The organism is Pseudomonas sp. EB271-G4-1 (assembly GCF_058791355.1).
Map to the genome: position 1 here is coordinate 1 of NZ_JBYTEO010000049.1, position 16,922 is coordinate 16,922.

General features: G+C 60.0%; 18 protein-coding genes and 1 pseudogene. 10 read left to right on the forward strand and 9 right to left on the reverse strand.

Going from position 1 to position 16,922, the window contains the following annotated elements; genetic code table 11:
• Positions 1-92: 92 nt before the first annotated feature.
• Entirely contained in the window at positions 93-611 is a 519-nt protein-coding gene (locus AC3WWR_RS22005; protein ID WP_492599055.1) for an ABC transporter permease, read from the reverse strand.
• A 78-nt stretch (positions 612-689) separates the two neighbouring features.
• Between AC3WWR_RS22005 and AC3WWR_RS22010 the strand changes: the two are divergent.
• Positions 690-1,386, forward strand: a pseudogene (locus tag AC3WWR_RS22010) (class II aldolase/adducin family protein); the annotation flags it as partial.
• Between the two features lie 148 nt (positions 1,387-1,534).
• Here AC3WWR_RS22010 and AC3WWR_RS22015 read toward each other — a convergent pair.
• Positions 1,535-3,055 (reverse strand): sensor histidine kinase, encoded by a 1,521-nt coding sequence (locus AC3WWR_RS22015; RefSeq protein WP_020795561.1) that lies wholly within the window; start codon positions 3,053-3,055, stop codon positions 1,535-1,537.
• On the reverse strand, positions 3,052-3,771 hold the full coding sequence (locus AC3WWR_RS22020; protein ID WP_033043130.1) for a response regulator transcription factor: 720 nt from the start codon (positions 3,769-3,771) through the stop codon (positions 3,052-3,054). The genes AC3WWR_RS22015 and AC3WWR_RS22020 overlap by 4 nt, the downstream gene beginning before the upstream one ends.
• Before the next feature lie 294 nt (positions 3,772-4,065).
• Between AC3WWR_RS22020 and msrB the strand changes: the two genes are divergently transcribed.
• Positions 4,066-4,584, forward strand: coding sequence for a peptide-methionine (R)-S-oxide reductase MsrB (gene msrB / locus AC3WWR_RS22025; RefSeq protein WP_020795563.1), 519 nt, complete (start codon positions 4,066-4,068; stop codon positions 4,582-4,584).
• Positions 4,585-4,604: 20 nt separating this feature from the next.
• A complete protein-coding gene (gene msrA, locus AC3WWR_RS22030) occupies positions 4,605-5,312 on the forward strand; it encodes a peptide-methionine (S)-S-oxide reductase MsrA (RefSeq protein WP_033043128.1) in 708 nt (235 codons plus the stop codon).
• Positions 5,313-5,318: 6 nt separating this feature from the next.
• Here the strand turns inward: msrA and AC3WWR_RS22035 are convergent, their stop codons facing one another.
• Both AC3WWR_RS22035 and AC3WWR_RS22040 read right to left on the reverse strand, forming a co-directional pair.
• Entirely contained in the window at positions 5,319-6,332 is a 1,014-nt protein-coding gene (locus AC3WWR_RS22035; protein WP_033043127.1) for a sensor domain-containing diguanylate cyclase, read from the reverse strand.
• A gap of 78 nt (positions 6,333-6,410) precedes the next feature.
• Positions 6,411-7,316, reverse strand: a complete 906-nt coding sequence (locus AC3WWR_RS22040; RefSeq protein WP_432669033.1) for a LysR family transcriptional regulator — start codon at positions 7,314-7,316, stop codon at positions 6,411-6,413.
• 102 nt (positions 7,317-7,418) lie between these two features.
• On the opposite strand from AC3WWR_RS22040, the gene AC3WWR_RS22045 reads away from it, so the two are divergent.
• A complete protein-coding gene (locus AC3WWR_RS22045; protein ID WP_020795567.1) occupies positions 7,419-8,606 on the forward strand; it encodes an aspartate aminotransferase family protein in 1,188 nt (395 codons plus the stop codon).
• On the opposite strand, the gene AC3WWR_RS22050 is transcribed toward AC3WWR_RS22045, so the two are convergent.
• From AC3WWR_RS22050 to AC3WWR_RS22065, 4 genes are all read right to left on the reverse strand, one after another.
• Positions 8,574-8,828 carry a Txe/YoeB family addiction module toxin gene (locus tag AC3WWR_RS22050; protein WP_432669034.1) on the reverse strand — a complete coding sequence of 85 codons (255 nt, stop codon included), beginning with the start codon at positions 8,826-8,828 and terminating at the stop codon, positions 8,574-8,576. The two genes, AC3WWR_RS22045 and AC3WWR_RS22050, sit on opposite strands and share 33 nt — an antisense overlap.
• Positions 8,825-9,079 (reverse strand): type II toxin-antitoxin system Phd/YefM family antitoxin, encoded by a 255-nt coding sequence (locus AC3WWR_RS22055; RefSeq protein ID WP_020795569.1) that lies wholly within the window; start codon positions 9,077-9,079, stop codon positions 8,825-8,827. Before AC3WWR_RS22055 ends, AC3WWR_RS22050 begins: the two co-directional genes overlap by 4 nt.
• 181 nt (positions 9,080-9,260) lie before the next feature.
• Entirely contained in the window at positions 9,261-9,755 is a 495-nt protein-coding gene (locus AC3WWR_RS22060) for a P-loop NTPase family protein (RefSeq protein WP_083348259.1), read from the reverse strand.
• Between the two features lie 141 nt (positions 9,756-9,896).
• Complete coding sequence (locus tag AC3WWR_RS22065; RefSeq protein ID WP_432669035.1) at positions 9,897-11,816, reverse strand: alkaline phosphatase D family protein; 1,920 nt, start codon at positions 11,814-11,816, stop codon at positions 9,897-9,899.
• A 127-nt stretch (positions 11,817-11,943) separates the two neighbouring features.
• Between AC3WWR_RS22065 and AC3WWR_RS22070 the strand changes: the two genes are divergently transcribed.
• From AC3WWR_RS22070 to AC3WWR_RS22095, 6 genes are all read left to right on the forward strand, one after another.
• A complete protein-coding gene (locus AC3WWR_RS22070) occupies positions 11,944-12,285 on the forward strand; it encodes a potassium channel family protein (protein WP_432669036.1) in 342 nt (113 codons plus the stop codon).
• Between the two features lie 61 nt (positions 12,286-12,346).
• Positions 12,347-12,715, forward strand: a complete 369-nt coding sequence (locus AC3WWR_RS22075; RefSeq protein ID WP_020795573.1) for a PH domain-containing protein — start codon at positions 12,347-12,349, stop codon at positions 12,713-12,715.
• A gap of 189 nt (positions 12,716-12,904) precedes the next feature.
• Positions 12,905-13,357, forward strand: coding sequence for a hypothetical protein (locus tag AC3WWR_RS22080; RefSeq protein ID WP_020795574.1), 453 nt, complete (start codon positions 12,905-12,907; stop codon positions 13,355-13,357).
• A gap of 330 nt (positions 13,358-13,687) precedes the next feature.
• Positions 13,688-14,575 (forward strand): nitrilase family protein, encoded by an 888-nt coding sequence (locus tag AC3WWR_RS22085; protein WP_020795575.1) that lies wholly within the window; start codon positions 13,688-13,690, stop codon positions 14,573-14,575.
• Between the two features lie 15 nt (positions 14,576-14,590).
• A complete protein-coding gene (locus tag AC3WWR_RS22090) occupies positions 14,591-15,790 on the forward strand; it encodes a hypothetical protein (RefSeq protein ID WP_432669037.1) in 1,200 nt (399 codons plus the stop codon).
• A gap of 76 nt (positions 15,791-15,866) precedes the next feature.
• Complete coding sequence (locus AC3WWR_RS22095) at positions 15,867-16,862, forward strand: asparaginase (RefSeq protein ID WP_020795577.1); 996 nt, start codon at positions 15,867-15,869, stop codon at positions 16,860-16,862.
• Positions 16,863-16,922: the final 60 nt, after the last annotated feature.

Here is a 16,922-nt window from a genome sequence, read left to right on the forward strand (position 1 = left end):
GCCGCAGGCTGCGATCTTTTGATCTTGAAAAATCAAGATCAAAAGATCGCAGCCTGCGGCAGCTCCTACAAGGGGGCGCGGTAACGACTTGGTTATGGATGCAACAGTTTCTGCGCGCGTTTATCCGCCAAGTGTTGAGCCACCAACCGCCCGATCAGCACCAGCAAGGTCAACGAGATCAGCAAGACGGAAATCGCCGCCATACTCGGATCAACGTTATCGCGCAAGCCGCTCCAGATCCGCTTGGGCAGGGTGTCGACGTTGACGCTGGTAATGAACGGAATCGCCATCGGCAGCAGCACCAGGCCGATCAACGCCGTGGCCCATTTGGAGCGCATGTACCAGATGCCGAGGCTGAAGCTGGCGGCCAGCAAGGTCGCGATGATGCTCGTGGCAAAGGCGATGGTCAGGCTTTGGCTGATGGCATTGAACCAGTCAGGGTTGCTCATCAGCGCTTCGTAATGCCGCAGCGACCAATTGCCTTGGGGCATCGACAGGAAACGCTTGCTGGTGAACGACACCGGGATGACCGTCAGCAACGGGAACAGCATGAAGGCCATGGCGACCACGGCCAGCAGGCGGGTACTCAGGCTTGTACGATGGGTGTTCATAGTGATCTCAGCCTACCAGTCGGTTCACGCGGGTCATTTTCAACAGCACCCAGATCAATGCGCTGACCAGGGCCAGCAGCGCATTTTCGCATGACCGATTTGATCTTCACCCACATCTCAGTGCGCATTCCGGGGCCGGAGCATCACTTCCTGATCAACCCCTACGGGCTGATGTTCGATGAGATCACGGCGTCGAACCTGGTGAAAATCGACCTCGATGGCAACGCGGTGGAACCGTCGCCGTACCCGGTGAACCCGGCCGGTTTCGTGATTCACAGCGCCATTCACGGTGCTCGTGAAGACGCGCAATGCGTGTTGCACACGCACACAAAATCCGGTTGCGCGATGGCGACGTTGAAGTGCGGGCTGTTGCCGGTGAACCAGATTTCCATGGAGTTCTACAACCGTGTGGCCTACCACGACTACGAAGGCGTGGCGCTGGACATGAGCGAATAGCGGCTGGTGGCGGACATGGGCGACAAGCCGGTGCTGATGCTGCGCAATCACGGTTTGCTGACGGTGGGGGGAGACGGTGGGGCAGGCGTTCATGCGCATGTATTACCTGGAAAAGGCCTGCGACATTCAGTTGGCAGCCATGGCTGCCGGGGAGCTGGTGTTGCCGTCGCCCGAGGTTTGCGCGCATACCGAGCGGCAGTTCAATGAGCCGGGACGGGCGCTGGAGGAGGGTGAGCTCAATGATCCAGATGCCATGCAACTGGCCTGGGCGGCGTTGCTGAGATTGCTGGAAAGGGTTGCGCCAGATTATCGGGAGTGATCCAGGTCCTCGATCGCCTGGGCTGGCCTCTTCGCGAGCAAGCCCGCTCCCACAGTTGATACGGGTTGCCACAAACTCTGTGTTCGACGCAAATCCCCTGTGGGAGCGAGCCTGCTCGCGAAAGCGGTTTGTCAGGCGCCCTGACTTTTCAGACTTGCCGAGGGGTATTCAGGTTCATCGACCGCTCCGCCAATCCCGCCGCAGTCTGTTCATCGATCGGCAACAAAAACCGAAACGTCGCCCCACGCCCCGGCCTGTCGATCAACTGAATCTCAAGCCCATGCAATTGCAGGATGCGGTGCACAATACGCAACCCCAGCCCGCCATCGCGCCGTGCGCCACCGATATTGAACGGCCGCAAAAACAGACCCTCGCGCAATTCGGGAGCAATACCAGGGCCCGTGTCGCTGACAGTCACTTCAATGAATGAGCCTTGGGGACGCAAACCCAGTTCGATCTCGCCACCTGGCGGCGTATGGCGCAACGCGTTGTCGAACAAATTGGTCAACACCCGCTCGATCAATCCCAGGTCAGCGCAAGCTGCAGAAACGTTGGGGGCGAACGTGGCCTTCAATTCAACCTGCCGCGCCTCGGCCGTCAGTTCGAACTTCTGGAAAATGTCCTGGACCAGGTCGGTCAGCGAAAAACGCTCCAGCACCGGTTGCACAAAACCATGTTCCAGGCGCACCAGTTCCAGCAGCGACTGCGCCAGCCCGCCGACCTTGCGGCTTTGATCAAGGGCGATGCCCAGGTAGCGGCGGCGGTCGGTGGCGGACAGCGTGGCGTCCTTGAGCGACAGGGTTTCCAGATAGCCGTGCAACGAGGCCAGCGGCGTACGCAGATCGTGGGAGATGTTTGCCACCAGTTCGCGGCGTTCCTGGTCCTGGCGGGTCAACGAGCGCCATTGTTCGCCCAAACGCGCCTGCATCTGCCGGAAGGCAGCGTCGAGTACAGCAATTTCATCGTGGCTGGCGACCTTTTCCAGGGGGACGGGCAGGGCCGGCGTCACCGGGACGCCATCGATGTCGAACTGGCTGACGGTTTCGGTGAGGCGGCGCAATGGCCGGGTGATCAGCGCAAACGCGGTGAGACCGGCAATCAGGCACAACAGCGCAACCAATCCAATGGACATCAAGGCGGTATTGAGTGCAGCACTGGTGGCGCCGCGTTCGGCCAGGCGATCATGGTCTTCGCCCAGCAGCACCACGTAGAGATACCCGACGGCCTTGCCATTGACCTTCAACGGTGCGGCGCTGAACACCTTGCGCGCGTCGACGCTGCGCGGATCATCACCGGTAATCGGCAGGGCGTCGCCCCTGAGCAGGCGCTGGATTGGCGCCAGGTCGACACGCTCGCGTCGAATCCTGCCTTCGGGCGCGGCACTGCCGACAATCTTGCCCTCGGTGTCCAACAGGTACACCTCGACACTGGGGTTGACCTGCATCAGCTTGCTGAACAGATCCCGCACGGCATTGGGCATCAGGCCCTGGGTGTCCATCAGCACCGTGTCACTGGCGATGTGCTGCGCCAGGTCCCGGGACAACCCTTGCACCACTTCCTGTTCATGCATCTGGTTGGAACGCACCTGTAGCCACGCCGAGGTGCCGCAGCACACCAGCAGTAGCACGGCGAACACCAGGGACAGGCGCTGCGTCAGGGTCAGCCTCATGGCGGCGATTCCTCCCCGGTGGCGAACTTGTAGCCGCGGCCCCAGACCGTGAGGATGCGCACCGGTTGCGCCGGGTCGGCCTCGATCTTGGCGCGCAGGCGATTGATGTGGGTGTTGACCGTGTGCTCATAGCCTTCGTGGCTATAGCCCCAGACGGCGTTGAGCAGGTCCATGCGCGAAAACACCTTGCCCGGCTGGCGGGCGAAGAAGTACAGCAAGTCGAACTCCCGGGGTGTGAGGTCCAGGCGTCGGCCGCCCTGGGACACTTCGCGGGTGATCGGGTCAATGGCCAGTCCGTCGATGAGCAGGCTGCCGGCGTCCATCTTCAGGTTGCGTGCCATGGCATCCACCCGGCGCAGCAAAGCTTTGACCCGGGCCACCAGTTCGAGCATGGAAAACGGCTTGGCCAGGTAATCGTCGGCACCGAGCTCCAGGCCGAGGATCCGATGCACTTCACTGGAGCGCGCACTGGTGATGATGATCGGCGTGTAGCGGGCCATGGCGCGGGCGCGGCGGCAGATTTCCAGGCCGTCGACACCGGGCAGCATCAGGTCGAGGATCAGCGCATCCCAGTTGCCTTGCTGCAGCAGGCGCATGCCTTCATTGCCGTCGGCGCTGTGCACCACCTCGAACCGCTCGTCACGCAGGTGCAGGCAAATCAGGTCGGCGATATGCAGGTCGTCCTCGACCACGAGGACGCGTTTGGTCTGTTCCATCCACTTCAATCCTTCGGCGCAATGTGCGTAATGCCACTCACTGTAGGAGCTGCCGAAGGCTGCGATCTTTTGACTTTGATTTAAAAAAACAAGATCAAAAGATCGCAGCCTGCGGCAGCTCCTACAATTAAGTCAGTCAAGTCAGTCAAGTCAGTGAAGTCAGTGAAGGGTCCATTGTGCGGGTTTTTCGTGGCCCGAGTTATCACGAATTGTTTAACTTCCCGTGAGGATTTGGCGATCACCCAAAGCCTAGGCTGTGTTCCATGAAACACCCCTGGATTTTTGGAGACGAGCATGTTTTCACGACGGCAATTTCTTCTCGCGAGCGGCGGGCTGGGGGTGGCAGCCCTGGCAATCGGCCTGTTGCCGAAGTTTTCCACAGGCACGGCATTGATCAGCGATGCCAGCGCCGCCGAGGCGTTCGAAGTGACCCACAGCGACAGCGAATGGCACGCCATCCTGAGCGACGAACAGTACGAAATCCTCCGCGAAGAAGGCACTGAACGGGCCTACAGCAGCCCGCTGAACAATGAGCACCGCGACGGCACATTCCTCTGCGCCGGGTGCCAGTTGCCGCTGTTCTCATCGGCGACCAAGTTCGATAGCCATACCGGCTGGCCGAGTTTCTGGGCGCCGCTGGACAAGGCCGTGGCCACTCGCCAGGACCGTTCCTACGGCATGTCGCGCGAAGAGGTGCACTGCCGGCGTTGCGGCGGGCATCTGGGCCATGTCTTCGACGACGGGCCGAAACCGACCGGTTTGCGTTACTGCATGAACGGTCTGGCGCTCAAGTTCGAGCCCAAAGCCGTCTGAATTTCCCAGGAGTCTGTGACATGAAAAATCTTTTTACCTGGCGCCGCACGCTGTTGGGTCTGGCCGCTGCCGGCATCATCGGCCAATGCTCGGCATTTTCCCTGGGCGGGGCTGAAGAAGGCGTGCTCCTTCCCCCTCCTGCCCTCGACGAAACCACCCAGGCCCACAGCGAAACCGCGGTATTTGCCGGTGGTTGTTTCTGGGGTGTGCAAGGGGTGTTCCAGCATGTCAAAGGCGTGAAGAATGCCGTCTCCGGATACGCCGGTGGCGCAGCCAACACGGCGCAGTACGAACGCGTCAGCAGCGGCAGTACCGGTCATGCGGAATCGGTGGAAGTGACCTTCGACCCGAGCCAGGTCAGCTACGGCACCTTGCTGCAGATCTACTTTTCCGTGGCGCACAACCCGACCGAACTCAACCGCCAGGGGCCCGACACCGGCACCCAATACCGCTCGGCGATCTTTACCAAGAGCAGCGAACAGCAACGGGTCGCCCAGGCCTACATTGCCCAGCTCGATGCCGCGCATTCGTTCGATAAGCCGATCGTGACCAAGCTGGAAAGCTTCAACGGTTTTTATCCGGCCGAAGAAGAACACCAGGACTTCCTGACCGAGCACCCGACCTATCCCTACATCGTGATCAATGACTTGCCAAAGGTGGCACAGCTCAAGCAGCTGTACCCGGATCGCTATCAGGAAAAACCGGTGCTGGTGAAGACGGGGATGTGACGGCGGTTATCCGCTGATCACATTCTTGCCGGCGACTTTCGACCGATACAGTGCCTGATCGGCCCTGGCCATCAGGCCGCTCTGTTGCTCCTCCTCGAAGCGCTGGACCACGCCGAAACTCATGCTCACGTGAAAGTCGCCCACCGATGGCATCTCCGATAGACCCTGGCGGATGGCTTCGGCCAGGGTCCTGGCCTCAGCCAACAAGGTATCGGGCAGGACCGCGATGAATTCGTCGCCGCCCCAACGGGCCAGCACATCACCCGCACGCAAACTGCGCTTGACTCGTTCGACCACCTGAATCAAGGCGGCATCGCCCAGTGCATGGCCGTAGTGATCGTTGATGCTCTTGAAATCGTCGATGTCCATGGCGATCAGTGACAACGGCTGGCGAAAGCGCTGGGACCGCTCGCATTCCTGGCGCAGGGCCTGATCCAGGCGATATCGATTGGCAGTCGACGTCAGGGCATCGGTTTCAGCCAACTTACGATTTTCTTCCAGTTGCCTCTGCAGTTGCTGATTGACGCTGGACAGCTCGCGGGTGCGTTCTTCAACGAGGGCTTCAAGGGATTGATTGCGCCGTTCGAGGGCTTCGAGCAGGCGCTTCTTGTCTTCGATGCTGCGGTGGGCGCCGACCATTCGCGCCACCGAACCGTCGGCATTGCGTGCCAGCACGTGGCCGCGGTCTTCGATCCAGATATAACGGCCGTCATGCGTGCGGCAGCGGTACTCGGCCTGATACACGGGGGTGCGCTGGCTCAGGTAGTCATCGAACAGAGCCATCACCTGCGGGAAATCATCGGGGTGGATGATGTTTTCCCAGGTCAACACGTTGTTATCCAGGGAATGCGGCGTGTAGCCGAGCATTTCGTACCAACGGGCGTTGCGGTAGACGAAGCCAGTGTTGGCGTTCCAGTCCCATATTCCGTCGCTGACCAGTTCCATGATGGTGTGCAGCATGCCTTCGTTCATGTCCGAGACATTGAACTTCAAGGGTTCGATACTCGATGCTTCTCCCATCGCTGCTCTCCCTGGCACACGCCTGATAGCCAATGACCTGCTCAGTCAGGGAGATTAGTCCAAGGCTCGGCGAGGCTGCTAGTGTTTGCCCCACATCTGCACGGCGAAGTCGACGAAACGTCGCAATTTCGGCAGGCGGTAGCGATCCTGGGCATACATCAGGTGCATCGGCCGGCTCGGCGGGTTGAATCCGGGCATCAAGGCCAGCAGTTTGCCGTCCTGGATGTCTTGCTCGACCAGGACATCGGGCAACATCACGATACCCATGCCGGTTCGCGCCGCCTGATGCAGCCCTGCCGAGCTGTTGATCAGCATCGGTCCGCTGACCGCTACCGTGACTTCGCCTTCGGGGCCGGCCAGGCGCCATTCTTTCTCCACCGAATGCCAGTCATCGCCAGCCGGATAGGCGAAGGACAGGCAATCGTGGTGGCGCAGGTCTTCAGGGGTTTGCGGTGCGCCGCGACGGGCCACATACGCCGGCGATGCGCACATGGTCAGGGTGTAGTCGAGCAGCGGGCGGGCGATCAGGTTGGGCGCCTCGATGGCGCCCAGGCGAAAGACCACGTCCAGACCGTTTTCCAGCAGGTCCGGGCGCCGGTTGGTGAGCATCACGTCGAGTTTTACCCGGGGGTAGAGCAGGGCGAATTCGCTCAGGGCGGGTGCCAGTTTTTCCGTGCCGAAGGTCAAGGGCGCCGAGATGCGCAACGTGCCGCTGGGTTCATCCAGCGCTTGCTCGGCCAGGCGTTCGGAATCAGCCACCAGCCCCAACACTTCGAGGCAGCGCTGGTAATACGCAACGCCAAATTCGGTCAACCGCTGGCGCCGGGTCGTGCGGTTGAGCAGGCGCACGCCCAAGCGCTGCTCGAGGGCCTTGAGGTGGTTGCCGACCATGGTCGTGGACATTTTGCACTGCGCAGCGGCGCTCGTCATGCTGCCGGCTTCTACCACTTTGACGTAGACGGTCATTGCCTGGAACAGGTCCATTATCAAGCTCAACTTTAAAATGATTGAAGTATTGCAGTATTTATCCAGTTCAGGTGGCTAACCATACTGCAAAAACACCGACCCTTGATGGAGCTTGATGTCATGACCGCCGCCTGCCTGATGAGCACTTACCAACCCTTGGCCTTGAGTTTCCACAAAGGCCTGGGCACGCGCCTGTGGGACCAGGCCGGTCGTGAATACCTGGATGCGGTGGCCGGGGTGGCGGTGACCAACGTCGGCCACTCTCACCCGAAAATCGTCGCGGCGATCAGCGAACAGGCCGGCCTGTTGCTGCACACTTCCAACCTCTACAGCATCGACTGGCAGCAACGCCTGGCGCGCAAACTGACCCAACTGTCAGGCATGGACCGGGCGTTCTTCAACAACTCCGGGGCCGAGGCCAATGAAACGGCGCTGAAAATTGCCCGCCTGCATGGCTGGCACAAAGGCATCGAGCAACCCTTGGTGGTGGTCATGGAAAACGCTTTCCACGGCCGCACCCTCGGCACCCTGTGCGCCAGCGATGGCCCGGCGGTGCGCCTGGGTTTCAACAAGTTGCCAGGGGACTTCGTCAAAGTGCCGTTCGGCGACCTCAAGGCACTGGACAAGGTGCGCCAGGATCACGGCTCGCGCATCGTGGCCATCCTGATGGAGCCGATCCAGGGCGAAGGCGGTGTGCAACTGGCACCACCCGGTTACTTGAAAGCCGTGCGCGAGCTCTGCAACCGGCGCTCCTGGTTGTTGATGCTGGATGAAATCCAGACCGGCATCGGCCGTACCGGGCAGTGGTTCGCGTTCCAGCACGAAGGCATCGTCCCGGATGTGATGACCCTGGCCAAAGGCCTGGGTAACGGCGTCCCTATCGGCGCCTGCCTGGCCCGTGGCAGAGCCGCCGAACTCTTTACCCCCGGTAGTCACGGCAGCACCTTCGGCGGCAACCCGCTGGCCTGTCGGGTCGGTTGCACGGTGCTGGACATCATCGAGGAGCAAGGCTTGCTGGAAAATGCCCGGCTTCAGGGCGAACGCCTGATAAGCAGGTTGCGCATGGAATTGGCGGACCAACCGAACGTCCTGGCGATCCGTGGCCAGGGCCTGATGATCGGCATCGAACTCAAGCAACCGATCCGCGACCTGAGCCTGATCGCCGCCCGGGACCACGGGCTGCTGATCAACGTGACGCGGGGGCAAACCATTCGTTTGTTGCCGCCGCTGACGATTGATGAGCGGGAGGTGGAGATGATTGTCAGGGGGGTGAGTTCAGTAGTGGTATCTGCACATGACAACGCATAACTCACCGTCTTCGATGGTGTAGACCAAGCGATGTTCAGCCGTTATCCGGCGCGACCAGAAGCCGCTCAAGTTGTGTTTGAGCGGTTCCGGTTTTCCGAGACCCTCGAACGGTTCACGCAGGATGGCTTTGATCAGCAGGTTGATGCGTTTGAGTCCCGCCTTATCGTTTTTCTGAAACCAAAGGTAGTCGTCCCAGCCTTCAGGAGTGAACTCGATATTCATTCTTCAATGAGTTGCCGAGACTTGGTTTTCCCGGCGCGCAGGTTGCCAATCGACTTGATCAGGCGTTCAGCGTTGGCGGGGGAGCGAAGCAGGTAGGCGGTCTCCTCAAGGGCGTTGTATTCCGCCAGCGACATCATCACCACCGGCTCGCCTTTCTGGCGGGTGACCAGTAGTGGGGTGCGGTCTTCATTGACGCGATCCATGGTTTCAGCCAGGTGCGCGCGTGCGGTGGTGTAATTGATGGTGTGCATGGTGAAATCCTCGCTCGATGCAAGGAACGTACAGAAATCAGTACAGGTTGACAAGGCGATAGCTCCGAATGGTCGTTATGCAATTGGCGCATCAACGCTTCTCCTGAGTATCGTCGAAACCTTCTCGGGACGTTTCCGAGAACGCTGTAGTCCTTATCTGATGAGAAGCCGTGAAGATAAATCAATCGGCGTAGTGCATTGCGCTGGCGAAATCGGTGATTTCAGTCCAGTCCATCAATTGAATTCTGCAACCGTCAAACCCTTCGAACAGCTGCCGATGGGCCGTATATCCGCTGGACCCATCGCGCTGGCGATAGCTCCCCGCCCACTCCAGCAGGGCGATCAGGCGTTCGTCGTCGTTGGCTTCACGTTGGCGGATGTTGGCGACGCAAACCTCGTCGGCAACGCTCAACCAGATCAGCGTCGTCGTGCGGGGCAGCAGTTCGCTGGCGATCCAGCCATACACGCCTTCGATCACCCAGCGTTCTTGCTCGGCCGCGATCCTCGCCATGGCCAAGGCTTCGGCGCGGGGGCGGGCGATGCTGTGTTCGTCGGACAGCCAGTGAATGCGGTCGAGATCGGTCCATGGCACCTGCAATCGCTCGGCCAGGCGTTGCGCCAGCCAGCTCTTGCCGGAGCCGGAGTTACCGATGATCAGAGTTCGGATGAGGTCCATGAGCGACACCGATCAAAGTGTGGGAGCGAGCCTGCTCGCGAAAGCGGTGTATCAGGTAGCATAAATGCTGAATGTTAAGCAGTCTTCGCGAGCAGGTCGGATCGCCGCACCGTCGCTCCCACAGGTTCTCCGTACAGCCCCTCAGTCATCGTTTGCAGGCGCCACCATCCGCGTCTTCGGCGAACCATTGGCGTTGTGCTGAAAAATATCCCGGGGCTGCCCTTGTTCATTGAAGTACACCTGGCCGATCCCCGCCGAATTCCACAGTCGCTCGCCCGCTTCGGCATGTTCGGGCACGTGCGGCACGATGCGCATGCGTCGGCGCTTGGTCAGCCAGTTCAGGGGCGAGCGCGGTGAGTACAGCCAGCGATTGAGGCGGTCGAACCACTCCAGCAGGGTCGGTGGAAATTCGTTCTTGATCCCGCTGCTGGTGATCTGCCAGATGCGCGGGCCGGCCTTGCGGTGGCGGATCAGCACTTCGTAGACGAAGGAGTAATGCACATCGCCGGACAGCACCACATAGTTACCCGGCGTGCGCGAGTGGCGGAAGATGTTCAGGATCACCTGGGCCGCGCCGCGATGGGCCATCCAGTTCTCGGCGTCTACCAGCAGTGGATAACCCAGCCAGCTGAACACCCGCTGTACGGTTTCAATCAGTTTGACGCCGAAGATCGGCGCCGGCGACACGATGATCGCCGAGGGGTGATCGAGCAGCTCCTGCTGCAGTTCGCAGAGGGCTTCCCAGTCCAGCAGGCCCGACGGTTGCTTGAGGTTCATCTCGCTGCGCCAGCGCCGGGTACGGGTATCAAGCACCACCATGGCCGGTATGGTGGGCAGCACGTAATGCCAATGCTGGAAGCGCAGTAGTTCATCGATCAAAGCGTCCTGGACATCGCTGTCGAGGTAGCGATCATCGCCGGTGGCGCTGAGCAAACGGGTCTTTTCCAGGACCGCGGTGAAGGCATCCGGATTGTTGCCCCAGCCCTGGCACAGCATGTAGGCCAACAGCGCATTGCCGATGATGCGTTTGGAAAACGGATGACCATAGGCCGTTTCTTCCCATTGTGCGGAAAGATTCCAGTCGTCGGTGATGTCGTGGTCATCGAAAATCATCAGCGTTGGCACGTGCGCCAGGGCTCGGGCGACCTTGCCCAGGCCGGCCTTGAATCCGTCGATGCGCGTCTGTTCCAGGGCATACCGCTCGCGCCGCTCCTTGATCAGTTTCGGCGGTTTTGGCGCGATCAGGGTCCAGGGCGTCGGCGACCAGACCAACAGGTACATGGCCATGACTTCGGCGAACGTCACCAGGTGATTGTCGGCACTGCTGCTGGTGAAAATCGGCTTGCGCGCACCGCCGAAAAAGCGCTCGCGCAGGGTTTCGTTGCTCTCCAGCGCCGGTAACAAATCCGCGCGGTGGTAATAACAGGCCGCGTGCCCGTAAAGCTCGGCGCTGTCGCTGACCACGGCGCCCTCCAGATGCTCACCGAACAACCCCAGGCGTTCGATCAAGGCATGGATCGCCCGCAGGGTCGGCCCGGCAACATCATCGGCGTAGACCTGATCGCCGCTCATCATCAGCAGCGCCGGACGGTCCGTGGCCGGATGGTCTTGCGCCAACAGCTCGTCGACACACAGCAGCCCGTCGGAGGCCGGGTGATGGGGCTTGCGGCAGGAGCCGTGCAGCAACTGATCGACGCGAGCGCGCAGGACGAAGTTCGGCGCAGTGGCCTCGCCATACAACAGATGCGGCGCCCAGGTGGCGATGCCGGTGCCGTCATCGATCAGCAGGTCGTACTCGATCAGTTCATCGCAGGGCAGGGCAACGTCCAGCGCTACATCAATCAGGTGCACAAATGCATGGGTACCCACGGCAACCACCGTGCATAGCCCGGCATCGAGGCGAATATCGCCCACGCCCTGCAAGCGCAGCGTCAGCTCCAGCGCCCGCGAGCCCACCAGCCACAGCACCAGCCGCGTGGGTTCCAGGCGTCGCAACAGCGGGCCGGCCAGCACGGGTGGCAGCGATTGAGGGGCATCGGGTATTGGCAGCGCTTGGGACATCCGGGATACAAACTCTTGAAGATACAGAGGCGGGCGATGATAGCGCAGCTGACGGCGACACAGGCTAAAGTGAAGTGGCGATTGCGTCTGTCACGAAATGATCCGCCGCCCCCAGGATACCCATGACATGAAGCCCACCCATACCTCGCACATCCGTCGAGAGTTCTACAAAGCCGTAGGTTACTACCTGCGAATTGTCTGGCCGATTTTTTCCACCATGCTGGTCGTCATCGTCACCTGCGGCCTGATCATCAGCTACCTGGAAGGCTGGGACGCTTTCGACGGCATTTACTTCGGTTTCGTGACCGGGTTGACCATCGGCTACGGCGAACTCGTGCCGAAACTGCCGATGTCGCGAATACTCGCGATATTGCTGGGGTTCAACGGCGTGCTGCTCACCGCGATCTTTGCGGCGATCAGCGTGCGGGCGATCGAGAGTGCGGTACGCACGACCGGCGGAGAAAAGTAGGGCAGGCCCGATGGCATGAAGTCGTGCTTAGATGCACTTTTTGACAATCAGGGAGAGGCCAATGATCGACTTCAACAACAAGGGATTCTTCAAGCTCAAGCAAAATGCGGAATACGCCGAACGCGTTGCCGACCTTTTGCTCGACGGCGAACAGGTCATCGATTCCTACAAGTCCATGCGCGACGGCGTGGTGTTCACCAACAAGCGCATCATTGCGGTGAACGTACAAGGCATCACCGGCAGCAAGAAAGACTTCACCTCGTTGCCATACAAAAACATCGTGGCGTATTCGGTGGAAACCTCGGGGACGTTCGACCTGGATTCCGAGCTGGAAATCTACTTTTCGTCATTGGGCAAAGTAAAATTCGAGTTCACCGGCAAGACCTCGATGGTCGAGATCTCCAAGCTGATCTCCCAACACCTGCTCTAACCCCCCCCCCCTGTAGGAGCGAGCACGCTCCGGGCGGCGTTCCGACGATGGTCGTTAACGATAACGCGGGAACCCTGGCACCCCGCGGCGCCCTCGTCGGAACGCCGTCCGCAGGTATGGGGCACCGCTCCATCCCACCCATACTGTTCGCAGCCAATGACCAAGTTGTTGATCAATAAGAGGGCAATCATGAACAGAATCATCCTGCCAGTGCTGGCAATCCTGCTGACCGCGCAATCCCCGGCGTTTGCCATCAACGACAAGTACCGCAAGCAACTCGAGCAATCGGGCTGCACCCAGGTCAGCGAGACCCAGGGCTGTGATATCCACAAAAGCAAGGCGGAAAACGCCAAGGCCGGTTTCACCAACCCCGCCACCGACAACTCGACGACCCAGACGCCCTATGCCGGCCAGTGGGTAGCCAAAAGCGATGCAGGCGCGACAGTGGCCACCATCCGCATCGATGCCAAGGAACAGGTCTGGGTGAACGGCAAACGGGTTGACGCCAAACGCACCGACGGCACCCTGCAATTTCACCAGGGCAAACTTACCTTCACGCTTCAAGGTGATCGGCGGCTGACGGGCGAGGATTACTGGACGGACAGTGATGCAGGGACCAAGGGGCCGATTGAGATCGAGTGATCAAAACAGGAACTCGAGAACGATGCATACCCTGTGGGAGCGGGCTTGCCCGCGAAGGCGCTCGCCCGGTCGGCATCCCCGTTGAAAGTACTGGCCTCTTCGCGGGCAAGCCCGCTCCCACAGGGGGGGGAACTTGAGGGCTCTTCACACACAAAAAGGGCCTGCAAATGCAGACCCTTTTTCCGAATCAAACTAAAGAAACTCCCTCATACATCTTCGGACACAGGCTACAGCCCTACCGGAAGCATCTGACTTACACCCGCTGGCATTTCGACTCTCATAAACACGCAATTAAACAGCGTGAATAAAAATAAAAAGAGGTCACCCGAAATGAGCGAGCCAACAAGCCCTGTGCGTGTAGCAGTCGTGCAATTCGATCCACAAGTCGGCATTGAAAATTGTGATGCAAATCTGTGTCGCAGCCTGGAATTGGCGCTGGAGGCGGTCAACGGCGGTGCGAATCTTATCGTGCTGCCTGAGCTGTCCAGCACCGGTTATTTCTTCAGCAGTCGGCAGGATGCCTTTGCACATGCGCAGTTGATACCCGGCGGGCCAAGCGCGCAACTGTGGATCGATTTTGCCTGCAGGCACAACGTCTACCTCGTGGCCGGCCTGGCGGAGCGCGACGGCATGCGACTGTTCAACACCGCGATGTTGGTCGGCCCTGACGGTTTTATCGGCAAGTATCGAAAGGCGCATTTGTGGAACCTGGAGAAACTCTGGTTCACACCCGGCGATCTGGGGTTTCCGGTTTTTGATACGCCGATTGGTCGAATCGGCATGTTGATTTGCTGGGATATCTGGTTCCCCGAGGTGCCACGCATCCTGAGTCAACAAGGCGCCGACATCATTTGCAGTCCCAATAACTGGGTCTGGACACCGCCGCCGCTGTTCGACGATGCCGGCAAATGCATGGCGTCGTACCTGACGATGACAGCGGCGCACGTAAACAATGTGTTTATCGCCGCTGCCAGCCGGATCGGTGAGGAACGAGGTGCCCGCTACCTCGGATGCTCGCTGATCGCTGGCACCAATGGCTGGCCGATTGGCGCCGTAGCCTCGGCAGACCAGGAGGAAATCCTGTATGCCGATATTGACCTGACCAGCTCCCGCAGCGCCCCCATCTGGAACAACCTGAACGATCTGCATCGTGACCGTAGAGCCGACCTCTACGATCAGATGCTCGGCTACACCCAACACCCATGTCTCCCACGCTGATAGGGGAGACCTGACATGCAAACGACTACCGACAAAAACCGCATTGCCCACAGATCGCCATTTGATATGGCGGTCATCCTGATGCTGGTCGGCGCGACATTGCTGATCATCTGGCTTTCATTCACCTATCGCTCGCTCTGGGCCGCGCATTGGCCGAGTTACAGCGACATGGTGTCGAGCCTTTCCCAGCCGAGTGCCTGGTTGCGCTGGCTGCTTGGCGACATCAGCGAGGTGGCGTTCTACAAACACGAGTTCGCCTCGATCGGACTCTTGGCGGGCGCCTATCTCGCCTATTGGGCGAATCGAACGGGCAGAGCCTGGCAAGGCTTCAGCATTGCCTATGGCACCGGGTTATGGCCGTGGCTGATCACCAGTTCGTTGCTCGGGTTGTTGCTGAGTAACGTGCTGTGGGGCTGGACGGTGACCGCCACCAGCTGGCAACCGACATTCGCCGCGTTCGTGTCGCTGCCAGCGGCGATGGTGCTGATGTTTGGCAGGGGCTGGAAGGTCACGATCAACGGCGCAATCATGGGGGCCGTACTCGTCACACCCATGTGCCTGTTGATCGTTAATTACCTGTGTAACCCCTTGGGGTTGCCAGCGGTGATCGGCAATGTGCTGGGCATGGCGGTCGCCAGCGTCGTGGCATTTCTACTGTGCCGCTATCGACCCGGCCTGATGAAGTCCGAGCAGTCCGTGATACCACCCGCCAAGTCTCCCGCGCCCGTCACCAAAGCGCCCGACTACGGGGTCGTCTGGAGCCTGCGCCGGGTCTTGGCAGACTTTTCCGAAGCGCCATTCTTTGGCAATGAACTGGCCAGTCTTGGCTTGTTACTGGGGGTATTGCTGGCGTACGCGATGAACCCGATCAGCCCGGCGTACGGGTCGGGACTATTGCTGCATATCATCTCTGCACAAGCGCTGAGCTCGGCCATCGGGGTGCTGGTGTGGCGTCGACAATGGATGTTGCGCGGCTGGTACCCCACTTACGTGCCTCTGGTGTCAGTGGTGCCCGCTGCGATCCTGACCCATGGTGGCAGTGGGCTGGTGATCGCCTCGAGTGCGTTGCTGGGGGCATTGATCGCACCGCCCCTGGCCTGTGCGATTGCCAAGCGATTGCCGGCCGACATGCATACCTACATCGGCAATGTCCTGTCCATGGCCATCAGCACGTTGTTGATCGTGCCGCTGATCGGCGTTCTTATCGCGGAGTAAATGCCCCCGCCCCTTCGGCTGTCCCCGTCTTGAACCGGGTACAGCCACCTCTCCTCCTGAACACGTGAGGTATCACATGGATCTGCCCAAACTAGCTATCGCGGCGCTCGGTGGCACAGTGAGCATGCAAGCCAGGAATGCTGGCGAAGGCGTTATCCCGACCGTCAGCGGCGAGACTCTACTGGCGTCCGTTCCGCAATTGACGACGCTTGCCCGGGTGACCGTTGAAACCCTTGGACTGCTTCCCAGCGCTTCACTGGATTTCGAACTTTTACTGAACGTATTGTCTTGGGCAGAATTTCAAATCAAACAAGGCGCCGTGGGTGTCGTGTTGATCCAAGGCACCGACACACTCGAAGAAACGGCAGTTTTTTTCGATTACCTGTGGCCTCACGACGCGCCGCTGGTGCTGACCGGTGCGATGCGCTCGGCAGCACAGCCGGGGGCCGAGGGGCCAGCGAATCTGCTGGATGCATGCCGCGTAGCGCTGTCCGAGAATAGCCGGCGGCGGGGCGTTCATGTCGTTATGAACGGGGAGATTCATCAAGCGAGACGCGTGCGCAAAACCGATTCGCTGGCGCTGCAGGCGTTTACCTCTCCGGTCGTGGGGCCTACAGGCTTGATCATGGAAGACCGCGTTCACTACCTGCGTGCGCCGGCTCAGCGCACGGTTTTGCCTTTGCCACACCAGACAACACAGAAGGTTGCGATGCTCGAGGCATCCCTCTCGGCCGACACGCTGTTTCTGGAAAGCACCCTCACCCTCGGTTATGACGGGCTGGTGATAGCCGGTTTCGGCGCCGGACATGTCTCGCAGAGCTGGGCGACCGTGATTGAGCACGTCGCCGAAAGTATCCCGGTCATCATCGCGACTCGCACCGGTTCCGGCTCTACCGCGCAAGCCAGCTATGGTTTTCACGGCAGTGAGATGGATTTGATTCGCAAGGGTGCATCGATGGCGGGATTTCTATGTCCGCGTAAAGCCAGGGTTCTGCTTTGGCTGTTACTTGGTTGTCAGCGGCAACATGAGTTGTCGCGCTACCTCAAAGACGAAAGCTGCATTCAAAATTGATACTTAACCCTGTAGGAGCGAGCATGTCGAATCGTCGCACCGTCGCGATGGTCGTTAACG

Bases quoted from the DNA above. Each gene is read 5' to 3' on its own strand.
- AC3WWR_RS22005 (WP_492599055.1), bottom strand. From the start codon at position 611: ATGAACACCCATCGTACAAGCCTGAGTACCCGCCTGCTGGCCGTGGTC.
- AC3WWR_RS22015 (WP_020795561.1), bottom strand. From the start codon at position 3,055: ATGAGGCTGACCCTGACGCAGCGCCTGTCCCTGGTGTTCGCCGTGCTA.
- AC3WWR_RS22020 (WP_033043130.1), bottom strand. From the start codon at position 3,771: ATGGAACAGACCAAACGCGTCCTCGTGGTCGAGGACGACCTGCATATC.
- msrB (WP_020795563.1), top strand. From the start codon at position 4,066: ATGTTTTCACGACGGCAATTTCTTCTCGCGAGCGGCGGGCTGGGGGTG.
- msrA (WP_033043128.1), top strand. From the start codon at position 4,605: ATGAAAAATCTTTTTACCTGGCGCCGCACGCTGTTGGGTCTGGCCGCT.
- AC3WWR_RS22035 (WP_033043127.1), bottom strand. From the start codon at position 6,332: ATGGGAGAAGCATCGAGTATCGAACCCTTGAAGTTCAATGTCTCGGAC.
- AC3WWR_RS22040 (WP_432669033.1), bottom strand. From the start codon at position 7,316: ATGGACCTGTTCCAGGCAATGACCGTCTACGTCAAAGTGGTAGAAGCC.
- AC3WWR_RS22045 (WP_020795567.1), top strand. From the start codon at position 7,419: ATGACCGCCGCCTGCCTGATGAGCACTTACCAACCCTTGGCCTTGAGT.
- AC3WWR_RS22050 (WP_432669034.1), bottom strand. From the start codon at position 8,828: ATGAATATCGAGTTCACTCCTGAAGGCTGGGACGACTACCTTTGGTTT.
- AC3WWR_RS22055 (WP_020795569.1), bottom strand. From the start codon at position 9,079: ATGCACACCATCAATTACACCACCGCACGCGCGCACCTGGCTGAAACC.
- AC3WWR_RS22060 (WP_083348259.1), bottom strand. From the start codon at position 9,755: ATGGACCTCATCCGAACTCTGATCATCGGTAACTCCGGCTCCGGCAAG.
- AC3WWR_RS22065 (WP_432669035.1), bottom strand. From the start codon at position 11,816: ATGTCCCAAGCGCTGCCAATACCCGATGCCCCTCAATCGCTGCCACCC.
- AC3WWR_RS22070 (WP_432669036.1), top strand. From the start codon at position 11,944: ATGAAGCCCACCCATACCTCGCACATCCGTCGAGAGTTCTACAAAGCC.
- AC3WWR_RS22075 (WP_020795573.1), top strand. From the start codon at position 12,347: ATGATCGACTTCAACAACAAGGGATTCTTCAAGCTCAAGCAAAATGCG.
- AC3WWR_RS22080 (WP_020795574.1), top strand. From the start codon at position 12,905: ATGAACAGAATCATCCTGCCAGTGCTGGCAATCCTGCTGACCGCGCAA.
- AC3WWR_RS22085 (WP_020795575.1), top strand. From the start codon at position 13,688: ATGAGCGAGCCAACAAGCCCTGTGCGTGTAGCAGTCGTGCAATTCGAT.
- AC3WWR_RS22090 (WP_432669037.1), top strand. From the start codon at position 14,591: ATGCAAACGACTACCGACAAAAACCGCATTGCCCACAGATCGCCATTT.
- AC3WWR_RS22095 (WP_020795577.1), top strand. From the start codon at position 15,867: ATGGATCTGCCCAAACTAGCTATCGCGGCGCTCGGTGGCACAGTGAGC.